12 protein-coding genes are annotated in these 14,005 nt (G+C 44.3%); all 12 read left to right on the top strand.

Going from position 1 to position 14,005, the window contains the following annotated elements; all coding sequences use genetic code 11:
* Positions 1–64 precede the first annotated feature (64 nt).
* The 12 genes from IGI77_RS05405 (at position 65) to IGI77_RS05460 (ending at position 13,989) form a co-directional block, all read left to right on the top strand.
* Positions 65–3,157: a WxL domain-containing protein gene (locus IGI77_RS05405; RefSeq protein ID WP_438769646.1), complete on the top strand. Its 3,093-nt coding sequence runs from the start codon at positions 65–67 to the stop codon at positions 3,155–3,157.
* A gap of 468 nt (positions 3,158–3,625) precedes the next feature.
* Positions 3,626–4,033: a helix-turn-helix domain-containing protein gene (locus IGI77_RS05410; protein ID WP_016613633.1), complete on the top strand. Its 408-nt coding sequence runs from the start codon at positions 3,626–3,628 to the stop codon at positions 4,031–4,033.
* Between the two features lie 322 nt (positions 4,034–4,355).
* On the top strand, positions 4,356–4,934 hold the full coding sequence (locus IGI77_RS05415; protein ID WP_438769647.1) for an LOG family protein: 579 nt from the start codon (positions 4,356–4,358) through the stop codon (positions 4,932–4,934).
* A complete protein-coding gene (locus tag IGI77_RS05420; RefSeq protein ID WP_159160270.1) occupies positions 4,931–5,371 on the top strand; it encodes a nucleoside 2-deoxyribosyltransferase in 441 nt (146 codons plus the stop codon). Before IGI77_RS05415 ends, IGI77_RS05420 begins: the two co-directional genes overlap by 4 nt.
* Positions 5,372–5,386: 15 nt before the next feature.
* On the top strand, positions 5,387–6,109 hold the full coding sequence (locus IGI77_RS05425; protein ID WP_005225447.1) for a deoxynucleoside kinase: 723 nt from the start codon (positions 5,387–5,389) through the stop codon (positions 6,107–6,109).
* Between the two features lie 66 nt (positions 6,110–6,175).
* A complete protein-coding gene (locus IGI77_RS05430) occupies positions 6,176–7,027 on the top strand; it encodes a helix-turn-helix domain-containing protein (protein ID WP_208773389.1) in 852 nt (283 codons plus the stop codon).
* Positions 7,028–7,228: 201 nt separating this feature from the next.
* A complete protein-coding gene (locus tag IGI77_RS05435) occupies positions 7,229–8,167 on the top strand; it encodes an FAD:protein FMN transferase (RefSeq protein WP_438769648.1) in 939 nt (312 codons plus the stop codon).
* 24 nt (positions 8,168–8,191) lie between these two features.
* Complete coding sequence (locus tag IGI77_RS05440; protein WP_005225450.1) at positions 8,192–8,797, top strand: NADPH-dependent FMN reductase; 606 nt, start codon at positions 8,192–8,194, stop codon at positions 8,795–8,797.
* Positions 8,798–8,823: 26 nt separating this feature from the next.
* Complete coding sequence (locus IGI77_RS05445; RefSeq protein WP_167822968.1) at positions 8,824–10,044, top strand: NAD(P)H-dependent oxidoreductase; 1,221 nt, start codon at positions 8,824–8,826, stop codon at positions 10,042–10,044.
* A gap of 261 nt (positions 10,045–10,305) precedes the next feature.
* The gene (locus IGI77_RS05450) at positions 10,306–11,355 is read left to right on the top strand and encodes an FUSC family protein (protein WP_074534970.1); all 1,050 of its coding nucleotides are present in this window, start codon (positions 10,306–10,308) and stop codon (positions 11,353–11,355) included.
* A gap of 237 nt (positions 11,356–11,592) precedes the next feature.
* Complete coding sequence (locus tag IGI77_RS05455; protein ID WP_142964318.1) at positions 11,593–13,662, top strand: BglG family transcription antiterminator; 2,070 nt, start codon at positions 11,593–11,595, stop codon at positions 13,660–13,662.
* A gap of 24 nt (positions 13,663–13,686) precedes the next feature.
* The gene (locus IGI77_RS05460; RefSeq protein WP_005225455.1) at positions 13,687–13,989 is read left to right on the top strand and encodes a PTS sugar transporter subunit IIB; all 303 of its coding nucleotides are present in this window, start codon (positions 13,687–13,689) and stop codon (positions 13,987–13,989) included.
* Positions 13,990–14,005: the final 16 nt, after the last annotated feature.

Genomic DNA, 14,005 nt, shown 5'->3' on the forward strand with positions numbered 1-14,005 from the left:
GAATCGAATCAAAGGCATAAGCCATGAATCCATAGAAAATGGAAGAAAGGAGGAGATCAACAAAATGAAAAAGAAGCCGCTAAAATTGCTGCTCCTAGTGATTGGGCTAGTGAGTATTCCGTTGAGTTTTCCCTTCTTACGAGATACTTTTATTGCGCCATTGTATGCGCTGCAGGAGCAAGAACGAGAAGAGGATGAGCTTTCTTCAGCGGAAGAAATGGCTGATTTAAAAGATGTTGATTTTCAATTTTTAACAAGCAACAAGCAAGGCTATTTAGGGGAGAAAATCCCCATCGAAATCGTGGCACATCAGCCAGTAACCGAAGTAGCGGTGGTTCTGCCGCCAGAGGCAGTGATCGAGCCCTCCTTGTTTCCCGAAGGAATGACGATTGAACAGGTGGAAGCCGATCAGTGGCAGCTGCTTAGCGAAACACCTCAGAGCAATTGGCTTTTGCCCCTAACCTTTGAAGAAGAAGGAACCTACGAAGTCCTGGTAGGAGAAGAACGGTTGGCAGTAGAAATCCAAGGTTCGCCAGAAGAAGGTGAGGAAGGTCAGGAAGAAGCGCAAGAAAGCGATCGAGAGGAAGCAGAACCCGAGAGCGAAGAGCAGCCAGAAACAACCGAACCTGACCAAGCAGAGCAGCCAGATACAACCGATCCTGACCAAACAGAGCAGACGAGTCAACCGCTTCCCTTTGATGCCGATGATCCGGGCAATCTGTATTTATTAGGGGATGATGTTCGGACGATAGAAGTAAGCGATTGGTTAGAGTTTATGCGAGCTATACAGGACACAAGATATAACCATATCCTTCTGGTAGATGATTTTGACTCTCCTGGTCGTCCGGCAGACGGACTGAGCGACGTTATAATGAGTGACCATTGGGGGGATCAAAACCCTAATGGACACCCTACCTACCTCTATCATAATGCGTCGCGAATTTCTCGAACGTTAATCATCGACGGACAAGGGAAACATAAAATCGATTTTCGATCAGTGTCGGTATGTTTTTATAATAGTACAGTAGAACCCAATAGCCATTGGGACATTACACTTCAAAATTTGGAAATTTATAGTGGGAATTTCTATGGTCCCATACAGCTTAACAATATAAGTGATGCTAACCAGACTCGTTCAAAGATCCGTTATCACAATGTTACGCATATTGGCAATCAATTGTTATATACCCTAAATACTTCAGTTGTTTTATCGGGGCATGTGTCTTCTCATCAAATGTCTCCTTATGACGCAGGTCTAGGGCGTGGTAACTGGGACATTAATGATCTTAATCAAGCGAATTTTGAAATCAACAGTATGGAAATCAAGGATGGAGCGACGGTTGAACTTTCAACGATCAACTCAGGAAATGTTCATTTTTATGATCTTCAGCGGAATCTTAATCCGAATACGAGTCTTATTATTGGAGACGATGCGAAAATAACTATTACTGCTAATGGGACTGCTGCAGGTGAAGCAGCTGGAGCTAATTTGTACTTTGCTGGGAATACTATTATGACGGTTGGGGAACGCTCAACTCTTGACTTGACCGCAAAACACAATTTTGCTTCCATATCAAACCAAGGTTGGACGAATGTAACTTCTCATATCCATTTGTTAGAAGATAGTAAAGTAAGCATTTATTCTCCTGGTCGTACCCATATTGGCGATAATTGGGACAATAGAACGCTTATTTCGATGCCACTTGGGAATACCAGCAGCCTTACTCTCGGAAAGGGAAGTACACTTGAAATTGAAGCAGTGAATCAAGATACAAATCAGCATATTATTTACTACCATTCGGGTGGGGTTTTGACCATCAAGGAAGATGCTACCTTAGATATTCGTTCTGATGGTCATAGACCCGAACATAGTTTGATTTCGACTGCCCATAGGCTTGAAGCTTTAAGCTCATCTATTAGGATGGATATTAATGATGCGGCAAAGGTAAACTTACAAAAAACTGGAAATCTTACAGGGAACACGGCTTTGCTCCAAAATGTGATACTGGATGCATGGAATCATTCTATACATCAGTGGAATCGTGACAATAGAACGGAGGAATCTACCTATACTTGGGAAAATATTTTAAGATATAGGTCTACTTTTTCTCGTCCAGGGGCTTGGAATTCTCCAGGAGGAGTACCTAGTGACACTACGGTTACTGCAGTAGACCCCAATGTAGCGGAAGACGCTCGAGTGAACTTTGCTTCACGAGCACAACGACTCTTGTTTGAGAGAATTCCTCCTGTCGAGATCGCGCTTGATCCTTTGACCAATGATCGCTCTCGACGAAATTCCTATACGATCACGGGAGAAACCAGTCCCGGCGCGTACGTTCGTTTCAGTAGGGATCTGAGTTTACCAGAACCAGAGATTGGACCCATTGAAACGGGGGAAGAGGAAACGGAATGGTTCCATGTCATTGCCGAAGAAGATGGCTCCTTTGAATTTGATCTCTCCCAATTTGACGACTTTGACTATTTCCGCGGGCAAGAAGTTGTAACTGCGACGGCATTTTTAAATGGACGACGCAATGAGACCTCCGTCATCGTAGACGGTGTCGATCCTCGAGATCCTCTGAATCCTGATGTAGATGTTGATCCAGATAATCGTCCGACGCTTCCTGAAAACCAAGGGTTGATTAGTATCGACTTTATCTCGCAATTTGATTTCGGACACGTGCCGATTCGTTCGAGTCAAGCCTATTATCCAGCACTGCCGCAAAAGCTGCGGAATGCAGAGGATGATCCTGCTGGTGGAGAACGCCCAAATTATGTTCAAATCTCTGATCGGCGTGAGGAGTCCACCGGCTGGACACTGAGCGCGCGGATGGATGAAGCAGGGTTTGTCAGTGAGGAAGGCCATCAGCTGCGGGGAGTACAGCTCCTACTCAACAACATCCGCATGGCAACGACAGGTTCGAATACCTCCACTGCCCCAACTTACTGGGAAAGCCGTGAATTAAATACAGGCAGACAAATCTTGGCAAAAGCAGAAGAGGGACAAGGCAGCGGGACATGGATCCAACGCTTTGGCGATGGAGAAACAATGGATCAAAGTGTAATTCTAGAAGTTCCTGTCAACGCTGCGCCGCAAGCCACAAGCTATACGGGCATCATTCATTGGGAATTAAGCTTTGTCCCAGAGATGGACTGAGAGTCGCCCAAATGTTTTTCAGTAATCGGAGAAGGAAGAAAATAGAGACAGCAGCTGCAGAGAAAATCTGCAGCTGTTTTTTTTATCTGCAAGCAGCCATCGATGATGAAGCAACCGATAGCGCCCTTTGTGCTTTGGCGGATCTTCTTTGCTTAGAGAAATGAGGGGATCATTCATTCCGTATACTAGAGCAGATGCTGCTTTTTCCTCCTTCACGTTGAAGGGCAAGAAGTAGATCGGAAAAATTCTGTCACAAAAGACGTGGTCGTTCGCCAAATGTTTCCTTAAAAATAAGAAGATCATTTTCTAGTCATTTATTCTTTTTTCATCTATGATAGAAAGAAAACCGCTATCACGGATATTTCGTTAAAGAAAATCCTGTCAAAACTGTTTGACAATGCCGTAATATCAATGGATTTGAACAGAAATCACAGCAGGTCTGCGTTAAGGTAGAAGAAGGAGGCCAAAATGACGATTGGGGAAGCACTAAAGAACCATCGAGTCACACAGCAAATGAGCCAAGAAGAAGTAGCAACAAAAATTTTAGTGACCCGCACATCGATCTCAAATTGGGAAACCGGCAAGACGGTACCAGACAGTTTGAACTTATTAAAACTGAGTACCCTTTATGGGTGCAGTGTCGATGAGCTATTAAAAAAGGAGCGAGCAGGAATGAAAAAGAACTTTCGTACGATGACCTATGGCGCTGGATTGAAAGATGGAACGATGCGTTTGAAAATCGAGACCGATGCCAGCAAGTTTTTCCCAAAAGGGGTTGAAGTCAAAGCATCCGTCGATTTAGAAACAGGAGAAGTGACCTTTTTTGTCGAGCAAGAAGATTTGAAAAAACTGAAAGCAGCCACTGACGAAAAATAAATTTTTTATGCAGTATTTTGCTGAATTTTGCTTGGACAAGAGAAAAAAAGTGATGGATAAAAAAACACGAGCCCAGCTGCGTCGTGTTTTTTTATGTGGGATGAAAGAGGGCTGAGACAATCGATGAAAGCTGATTCTACTTTTTCTTTTCTGCTATTTTCAAGGTTTGTAACGTTTAAGGAAAAGTGAAAAGATGCTAACGGCTATATACAATATATAGTGAATAGAACGGTTTTTATCTAAAAGAAGCACAATATATAGTATTTACTTTTTTAAGAGATTGTGTAAAATAGCAGGTGTAGTGAAGAAGGAGCTGTTGTTTTTGAGAGTAACTGTATGTTGCGGGACCCGTTTAGAAAATGAGAAAAAGTTGGCAAAGACCGCTCGTGCCATCGGCAATGCCTTGGCAAAAAATCACATCGAGTTGGTTTATTGCGGCCCTTTGGCTGGCTTGATGAGGGAGATCGTGAAAGGTGTCTTTGAGAAAGAAGGCGCAGTGACAGGGATCTATCCATCAGGTTCCTTTGCAGAAGAATTGCCACCAATCGTCGCTGGATCAAGCACCTATACCGAGTTCTATACGGATACGAGGGAGGAACAAACGCAACAATTGCTGGAAATGAGCGATGCCTACCTTGTATTACCTGGTGGATTTGGTACACTAGAGGAGTTGTCATCAGTATGCTCTTTTACGACTCTTGGGCCATTGTCAGGCAAGCCGATCGGTGTGTTGATGACCGAAGGCTTAAATGATGGACTAAAGCCGCTGCTAAAAATGTTTGAAGCTTCCAGCTTTGCTTGGGCTGAACTGTCTGAAACGCTCTTTTTCCTATCTGACGTTGAGTCGTTGATCCAACGATTGGCTGCGAAGGGGTCAGGAAAGGAGTGCTTGGCAGGATGAAGCATGTCTATTTAGCGGGACCGTTTTTTTCAAACGAACAAGTCGCCCGACTCAAACAGGTAGAACGCAGTTTAGCTGAAAACCCGCAGCCCTTGGCGGTCTATTCGCCGCGTTTGTATCAAGAAGGTTCATCTGAACCCAATACACCAGAATGGGCAAGAGAAATTTTCGAAAAAGACATGCTGGAATTGACACGAGCCGACGTCGTCGTTGCCGTTTTGGATGACCATGAAGGGATCACCGATCCGGGAACAGCCTTTGAAATCGGCGCAGCACACGTACGAAATAAACCAGTGATCGCTTTTCAGGAAAAAGCCGCGGCGGTCAATCTGATGTTGACGGAGTCGGTGCAAGCGTATTTGACTGATCTGGCGGCGCGAACAGCGTATGATTTTGAAGCGATGGCGCACCGAGCATTTGTCGGTGACTATATTTAATAAAGGATGATGAATGTGTTATTAATCGCAGGAACGATCGGGGCAGGAAAAAGCAGTTTGACTGATTTTTTATCGAAGGAAATGGCGTCGAAGCCTTTCTATGAAAACGTGGAGGACAACGATGTTCTGCCATTGTTTTATTCCAATCCAGAACGATACGCCTTTTTATTGCAGATTTTTTTCTTAAACAAAAGCTTTTTAGGGATGCGGGAAGCTTTGTCCAATGATGACAATGTCATTGACCGCTCCATCTATGAGGATAGTTTGATGTTTCATCTAAATGCGGATCTAGGTCGAATCGCACCGATGGAAGTCGAACAATACGATAACCTGTTGAACACGATGCTGCGGGAATTGGAAGAATCAGCGCCGTTGAAGCATCCAGATCTAATGGTTCATATCAAGGTTTCCTTGGATACAATGATTGAACGGATCAACAAACGTGGGCGTTCCTATGAACAAATTGCCAACGATCCGACATTGTACGACTATTACAAAGAATTAAATCAGCGGTACGATGAATGGTATGAAAACTTTGACGTTTGTCCGAAAATGCAAATTGATGGGGATCAATTGGACTTTGTTGCCAATGAAGACAACCTCATGGTGATCCTCGAGATGATCCAAGAAAAATTGGCGGAAGTCCGTCAGACCCATGGCAAAGGCCACTATTGTACGGACAAAGCCATCGCAAAAGGTGATTTTTCTAAGAAAAACGCAGCATCTGTGACAAGCTGACCCAGCAGTTGAGGACGGCTTACGAAAAAAACAAGTGTCTTATCGACAATGGGAGGGAGCAAGGCGATGAATGTTGAACGATTTATTGAAGCGAGGAAACAGGCGGGCTTCTCGCAGCAAGAACTTTCGGAAGGAATCTGTACGCAAGCCACTTTGAGTAAATTTGAAAACAACGGTCAGGCACCGTCCCTCAAAATTTTGATCAAATTGTGTAATCGGATCGGCTTGCCATTGGTCGACTTGTTTTCTTCCATGAATGTCGCAACGACCAAAATCAAAGAAGAATTGGCAAAAGCCGAATTCTACTTGATCACAAGCGAGTATGAACAGTTGGCTGCATTGTTAAGTCAAATTGAAGTGAAGCTGATCGATGAACCAGCATTAAAAGCACAATATGATTATTTAAAAGGCTTTGAAATGATTTTTAATGAAGCTGCGATTACCGATGTCTTGTTTCAATTCGATCAATTATTGATGAATGAAACGGCGGAGGAATTGTTTGATCTCTTAGCGTATACTGGGATCGGTTTGGTGTATGCCAGAGAAGAAGAATGGGCAAAGGCTGAGTTTTATGTGACGAAGGTCTTTGAGAAAATTTATACCTATCCGATCAAAACGATCGAAGACACGTGGCGGGTGTTGAACATCGTCTTTCATTGCGGCGTCTTTTATGCGAAAGTCGATGATTTGGAAACTAGTGATACCTTGTTGAATTATGTGTTGGCGATTTGTTCCGACAATCATTTGACCTACTACTTGGCTCGCGCGGCAGCCCAACTGACCGAAAATGCCATTCGTGAACAACAGCCGAAAGAAACGATTTTGGAAATGTTACACGATGCACGAGCATATGCCAAAATCAATAAAAACGTAAAATTACTGGCGCATTTAAAATCGATCGAGGAAACGATCGATTAAAAATATATTTTCGAAAAAAAAGCTTTGTTGCGCAAATGCTTGATAGCTAGCAGTCCTTTCGACGAAGGGACTGCTTTTTTGAATTTCTATTATATAAAAAAATATATAATCGTGTTGACAAAAAAATATATCGGGAGTATTCTTTAATTGTGAAAAAACTAACATAATTTGAGGTATATCGTTTTTAGGAGAAGGGATTCTATGAAGGCAGCAGTGAGAGAAGCCGCTCGCACGATTCAGCGGATGGGCACGTCCATTGAGTTAAAAGTCGCTCATACAAAACCAGAAAGTGTACTGGACGAGCTGGAGACCCAGCTGAAAGGATACGACCATCGCTTTAGTGCCAATGATCCGCGATCGGAATTGAATCAGCTGAATCAGTTGGCAGGACAAAAGGGGCTTGTGCTTGATCCAGAATTGTACCAGCTGATCGAAATCGGCAAACATCATAGCTGTGCTCCCCACAGTCAGCTGAATATTGCCATCGGTCCACTGGTCCAAGCATGGCGCATCGGGTTTGAAGATGCCCGCATCGTATCAAAGACGCAGGTCAAAGAATTGCTTGCGCTAACAGACCCGCAACAGATCCAATTGGCAGCAGGCAAGGTTTTTTTGAAAAAAGCTGGAATGAGGATCGACCTCGGAGCATTAGCAAAAGGCTACATCGCTGATAAGTTACGCACCCATTGCCAAGCCCGTGGAGCAGCGTATGGATTGATCAACTTAGGCGGAAATATTGTCTGTTTCGGCGCTGCACCAAATCATTCGGACGGGCATTGGCGGATCGGGATCCGAGATCCCAAAGGCGGTCGGGCAGACACCTTGGGCATTCTGCCAATCAAGGACCAAACCGTCGTCACTTCGGGGATCTATGAGCGGGTCTTGACCACCGCTGAAGGAACGTATCATCATTTGATTGATCCTAAGAGTGGCTTTCCCATCGAATGTGGGTATTTGAGCATCACGATCGTTGCAGCGACATCGTTACTGGGGGAAATCTGGACTTCGCGCTTGTTTGGCAAGCCCATTCCAGTTGTTTTACAAGAGATTCAGCAGCAGCCAGAAATCGAAGGAATCATCGTAACCAAAGAAAATGAAGTCATCGCCTCTAAAGGCATTCAGGCAAGACTTTTAAGATAGCCCAACCAGAAAGGAAGAGACAGCATGAAATTTATCGGATTCGTGGGAACCAATGCCACTCGTTCCACCAATCGCACGTTGTTGCAGTTTATGAAAAAAATGTTTGCCAATGAGGCAGAGATCGAACTAGTCGAGATCAAAGATCTTCCAATGTTCAACAAACCAGAATCAAAGGAGTTGCCCGTACAAGTAACCCAGCTTGCCGAAAAAATCGCGGCAGCAGACGGTGTGATCATCAGTACACCAGAATACGATCATGCCGTACCCGCAGCGTTGATCAATGCCCTGAACTGGTTGTCCTATGGAATTTTCCCGTTTGTTGACAAGCCAGTGATGATCACTGGTGCTTCTTATGGGACGTTAGGTTCTTCTCGTGCCCAAGCCCATCTAAGACAGATTCTGGACTCTCCAGAGTTAAAAGCACGGATCATGCCTAGCTCTGAATTTCTCTTAGGTCATTCGCTGCAAGCGTTTGACGAGCAAGGCAACTTGATCGATGAAGAGCAGACCCAAAAACTGCAAGGACTGTTCAACGATTTTCTATTATTTGTAAAAATTACCAGCCAGTTGCAGCACGCCCATGCCGCCAATCAAAAAGAAGCTGCTGAATTTTCATGGGAAACCATCTAATCGCAAAAGATAGGAGCGTAAAGACAATGAAATTGATCGGAATCGTCGGATCAGCCGCTGAAGTCTCCACCAATCGTCAGCTGCTGAACTTTATCAAAAAGCAATACAAAAAGGAATTCACGTTAGAACTTGTAGAGATCAAAGACTTTCCTCTCTTTAATCAAGAGGAAGATCAAACCCAAAGCCCAGCCATCCAGCGTTTGAATCGGCAATTATTGATGGCAGACGGTGTGATCATTGCTACACCAGAGCACAACCATACCGTGACGGCAGGACTGAAAAGCTTGCTAGAATGGCTTTCATTCAAGATCCATCCTCTGGAAAACAAACCAGTAATGATCGTGGGTGCCTCTTACTACGATCAAGGAACTTCAAGGGCCCAGCTGCATCTGCGCCAGATTTTGGACGCACCGGGAGTCAATGCTTTAGTGATGCCAGGGAATGAGTTTTTGTTGGGCAAAGCCAAAGAAGCTTTCGATGAAGCGGGTGATTTGATCGATGCCCGAACGGTTGCTTTTTTAGATGCGACGATCAACAGCTTCTTGCAATTTATCAAAGTCGTTTCTGCCTTAGCGGGTCCTAAACAATTGCCGGCCGAAGACCTCTACGCCACAGGGAAAATCGCAACAACCGTGGAAGGAGTGGATATGTATGATGATCAATGGCTGGAAAAAGCCGCTGAAGCAGTCGGTGCCGTTTCTGGCAATACCTACGTCAAACTAAATCGCGGCTTGCTGACAGTCGATCAGATCAATTACTTCTTAGATTCGATGCCGATGGAATTGACATTTGCCGATAGCAACAACCAATTCTTGTATTACAATCTGCGGGAAGAAGCCCAAAATATGCTGGCAGCACGTGTGCCAGGACAAGTCGGCAATCCATTAGCAAAATGCCATCCTGAAAAATCCTTCAAAAATGTTGAGTGGGTGATCCAACAGCTGCGCAGTGGAGCGACCGACGCGGTTCGGGTCCATGTGCCGAAACAGGTGCCAGAAAAATACATCGTCCACAATTATCAAGCGATGCACGATGAAAACGGCGAATATGCGGGGATCAACGAATACATCCTTGATTTCAAACCAATCATCGAATGGTATTTGCAACAAACCGGACAAAAACTTGTCGGCAATGAAGACGCCATTTCCAGTGCTTCTGTGCACCAAGAACCGACCGATGCGGTCACTAGTGCCAGTACTCATGACGCACCTGCAGCAGATGCGGTCACCAGTGCTTCAGTGAAATAAGGGTTGTCTAAAGGGAGAAAAGGAATCGCTAGAAGCATTCGCTTGCAATCAGTTGCCAAGCGAATGCTTCTCTTTTTGCTGCTCTTTCATGAATGAACGGTTTTCTATGAGCGATTGAATTGATCAAGGACATCGTTGCGAGGATTTCACAAAGTTTCTGAAAAAAATTTGCATATTCATCTTTTGCTTCGTATACTAGTTTAGGACGTTGCTTATAAAACGGCTGTATCATCGTACATATTTTTTGATAGGAGGAATTGCATGAAAGACAAACGAAAAGTCTTGCGTCCGTTAGGATCAGGGTTTGCGATGGCGGTTCCTTTGTTTATAGGGATCCTCGTTCAGGACCCTTTGATAAGTTCTGTGGGGGCGATGGGGGCTTTTTCCTACTTGGCTTTTCAACATCGGACCCTTTTTTATAATCTGCGCGCCATTTTGACCCACGGCGCTGCGCTGCTGCTGGCATTTATTTTAGGCGCTGGGACAGCACTGATTCCTTGGAGCGCACCTTTTATCATCGGTGCGTTATCGTTTTCTGCGTTTTTGTTGTCAAAAGTGATGCGGATCCCCAAGCCCGATTATTTCTTCGTGTTGATGCTTTATGCCACCGGCTTTAATTTTCACGCAGCGCACCTTGGAGAGATCTTGCACCACAGTTCCTATTTGCTTTATGGCATCGCAGGCTCACTGCTTGCTGGACTGGTGATTTCGTTGGCTGAACAGCTGCCGTTGAAAGAAGAAAAAACGGCCTTTCAACAACTGAGCTTGCACGAGAAATATTCGCTAGCATTATCTCAGCAACCAGAAATGGTCATCAAGGCGCTGCACTTTTCTTTGATATTGTTCATTGCGACCTACATTGCCTATCTGTTGCGGGACAGCAACGGCTATTGGATCTTGATTTCTGCTGCTGCCGTCTTGGCAGGAGAACATATGGAAAAAATCAAAAATCGCACGATTGGTAGGGTACTGGGAGGAATCGTGGGGCTGCTGCTGGGTTTCTTATTGATGTCCTTGCATATGCCCCTTGAAGCGATCGCAGTGGTATTGATCATTCTAAACATATTGACGGAGTTTTTTATGCCAGTCAATTATACCGTTGCTAATTTTTTTACCAACCCGCAAGTCCTGCTGTTAATGACCATCGGTACTAGTTTTACGCCGCTGAAATTGATCCCATTGCGTTTTTCAGGGGCATTGATCGGCAGCGTGCTGGCAATGCTGTTGATCTTTCTAATGGATTGGGCAGTAAAGCAAATGGAGCAAGCACTGGGAAACAAACCAGAAGACACGACGGATCAAACACAATAGAATGCACCATCATCGATAAGCAAGAGCAGCAGCTCTTGCTTTTTTTTTGCCTTTGATCCTCTATCTAAACGTTATCTCCATCGGATAGGAAAAATAAGGGAAATATGAAATAATCGAGCAAAGGTTCCTATTTTGAAATAGAAGCGTTTACATTTTTGCAAAATAAAGTGGCAGAAACATCTACTTTTTTTGTTGTAAGCGAAATCATATACTCAAATCAGAGAAGGAGAGAAAGTTGTGAAAAAACGAATCGTAGATGTTTTGCATCGCCTGTTGGTGACTGATTATCCACTATCCATCGAGCAACTGGCAGAAGAGACCGCAGCCAGTGGGCGGACGATCCGCAATGATTTGAATGAGATCAACACGTTTCTTGCTGACTTACACATCGGACCGATCCAAACCCTTCGAGGAAAGGGCATCCTTTTGAAACTGACCTCGAAACAGCAAGCCATTGTTTGGCAGGCATTACACGCACAACAGTCGGAATATATGACCCGTGAAGAGCGTCGTTTTGATCTGCTGCTGCATCTGACCTTTTCAAAAGAGATCCTGGTGTTGAATAAAAAAGAAGAAGCGTACCAGATATCAAAAAGCAGCATGGATGAAGACATGCGCCGTTTGCGGGCGGACATCAATAAATATGGCATTGAGATCATCAGCCTAGGAAAAAAAGGACTGCGGTTGAATGGATCGGAACGAGCGATTCGGACGATGATTTTTGACATCATCAATCAGCGGATCGGTAGGTTGCCACTTGATAAACAGACCCCAGATTTAGTCTTTACGAAATTGCTTTATCGCTATTTGCCGCAAAAAGAAATCAAACAGATCCAACTAGTGATGCAAGCTGTGTTGCCGCCAAATCAAAATGAGTTGTATAGCAGCCAAATCTTATTGTTTACCGCCATTTGGCTGATGCGTATCAGAATGAAGGAATTTATCACTCGCATGAACTGGTCTACTTCCAGCAATCAGCTCCAAGGATCAGCCTATATTCAGGCGATCGCTGAAACCTTTTCGATCCAGCCACCAGAAATCGAAGTCAACTACCTTTCTTTCATCATCGAGTCACTGAACTTTAAAGATTTGTCCAATTCCATCGAATGGGCGCATGCGCAACTTTTGTCGCTGCAGCTGATTCAATTTGTCGAATGCCAAACCAAGATCCCTTTTAGTAAAAAGGAAGAAGAGCTGTTAGAGGGATTGTATAAACATATGGCCGCGCTGATCGTTCGAGCCAAGAGCGGCATTCAAGTACCCAATCCGATCAAAGAGACCGTTCGCAAAAATTATGGACAAATCTACCAAGCCGTCAAGGGCTTCGCTCCTACGATCGAAGAGATCGTAGGTCAACCACTATCAGAAGATGAACTGACATTTCTCGTGATCCATTTTTCTACAGCCCTAAGTTCATTGAACCACGAGCTCATTACGAGCTATAAGGCGGTCGTCGTCTGTAACCATGGAATGGCAACCGGCAATCTGCTGGCAGCCAGCCTCAAGGAGAAGTTTCCAGAAGTAGAAGTTGCGGCAGTCTTGAATTCACAAGAAGTCAATTTGATTACGAAATTCGATGTGGATCTGGTTTTTTCAACCTATGAGATCGATTATCGAGAAAAGCCGGTATTACTGATACCACCGATCATCAATGAAGAAAATCACCAAGTGATCCGCCGTTTCTTAAACAACAATGAACAATTCAAGCGGATCGCCTTTGACCAAAAAAATGCCACGCTGTTCTTCAATCAGTTGCTTACAGTGATTGAAGAAAGCGGCGGGACAGTCGATGCTGCCGCCTATCGCAAATTGACACACTTGTTTGAACAAAATCAATTAGCCATTAATGCAAGGGAGATTCAGCCAATGTTAAAAGATGTTTTATCCGCTAATCATATTCAATTAAACGTTCCTGTTCAAAATTGGGAAGAAGCCATTGAACGCTCTGCGCAGCCGCTAGTAAAAGAACAGATCATCGAAAAACGCTATATCGAGGCAATGGTTGCGGCGGTGGAGGAATACGGTCCTTATATCGTCATTGGCAAACATTTGGCGCTGGCGCATGCACGACCAGAAGATGGCGCCCAGCAGTTGGGTGTGAGTGTCCTCACCTTGGCGCCGCCAGTCGCATTTGGGAACCCAGAAATGGACCCCGTCAAAATCATTTTTTGCTTGGCTGCGGTGGACTCCTACTCTCATCTTGCCATCATGAAGGAATTGATCGAACTGATCAATGATGAAGAAAAAGTCACGCAGTTGCTGGCTTGCTCTACGATTGAAGCGTTTCAATCATTGCTATTTTCATAAAAAACAAGAAAAGGGGAAAAAATCATGAACAAATTATCGATCTTATTCGTATGCGGTGCAGGTCTTGGCAGTAGCTTTGCGGCTCAGATGTCAACAGAAGATGTCTTAACGAAATTAGGAGTGGAGGCGAAATTGGATCATGTCGATATCTCATCAGCGGTATCAATGAAACCAGACATCATCATTACAGCAGAGAATTTCCGAACGCAATTTGAAAAGTTTGCTTTGGACCCGACAACCGCAATCATTTATTTACGCAACATCGTTTCAAAACCAGAAATCGAAGAAAAAATCACCCCAGTATTAACGGAAAAAGGCGCACTGTAAGGAAGAGGCATGACGA

It is taken from the genome of Enterococcus sp. DIV0213h (genome assembly GCF_051711285.1).
Classification (GTDB): Bacteria; Bacillota; Bacilli; order Lactobacillales; family Enterococcaceae; genus Enterococcus_D; species Enterococcus_D casseliflavus.

What these genes read in the sequence shown, in the direction of transcription:
- IGI77_RS05405 (WP_438769646.1), top strand. Translation starts at nt 65, where the DNA reads ATGAAAAAGAAGCCGCTAAAATTGCTGCTCCTAGTGATTGGGCTAGTG.
- IGI77_RS05410 (WP_016613633.1), top strand. Translation starts at nt 3,626, where the DNA reads ATGACGATTGGGGAAGCACTAAAGAACCATCGAGTCACACAGCAAATG.
- IGI77_RS05420 (WP_159160270.1), top strand. Translation starts at nt 4,931, where the DNA reads ATGAAGCATGTCTATTTAGCGGGACCGTTTTTTTCAAACGAACAAGTC.
- IGI77_RS05430 (WP_208773389.1), top strand. Translation starts at nt 6,176, where the DNA reads ATGAATGTTGAACGATTTATTGAAGCGAGGAAACAGGCGGGCTTCTCG.
- IGI77_RS05435 (WP_438769648.1), top strand. Translation starts at nt 7,229, where the DNA reads ATGAAGGCAGCAGTGAGAGAAGCCGCTCGCACGATTCAGCGGATGGGC.
- IGI77_RS05440 (WP_005225450.1), top strand. Translation starts at nt 8,192, where the DNA reads ATGAAATTTATCGGATTCGTGGGAACCAATGCCACTCGTTCCACCAAT.
- IGI77_RS05445 (WP_167822968.1), top strand. Translation starts at nt 8,824, where the DNA reads ATGAAATTGATCGGAATCGTCGGATCAGCCGCTGAAGTCTCCACCAAT.
- IGI77_RS05450 (WP_074534970.1), top strand. Translation starts at nt 10,306, where the DNA reads ATGAAAGACAAACGAAAAGTCTTGCGTCCGTTAGGATCAGGGTTTGCG.
- IGI77_RS05460 (WP_005225455.1), top strand. Translation starts at nt 13,687, where the DNA reads ATGAACAAATTATCGATCTTATTCGTATGCGGTGCAGGTCTTGGCAGT.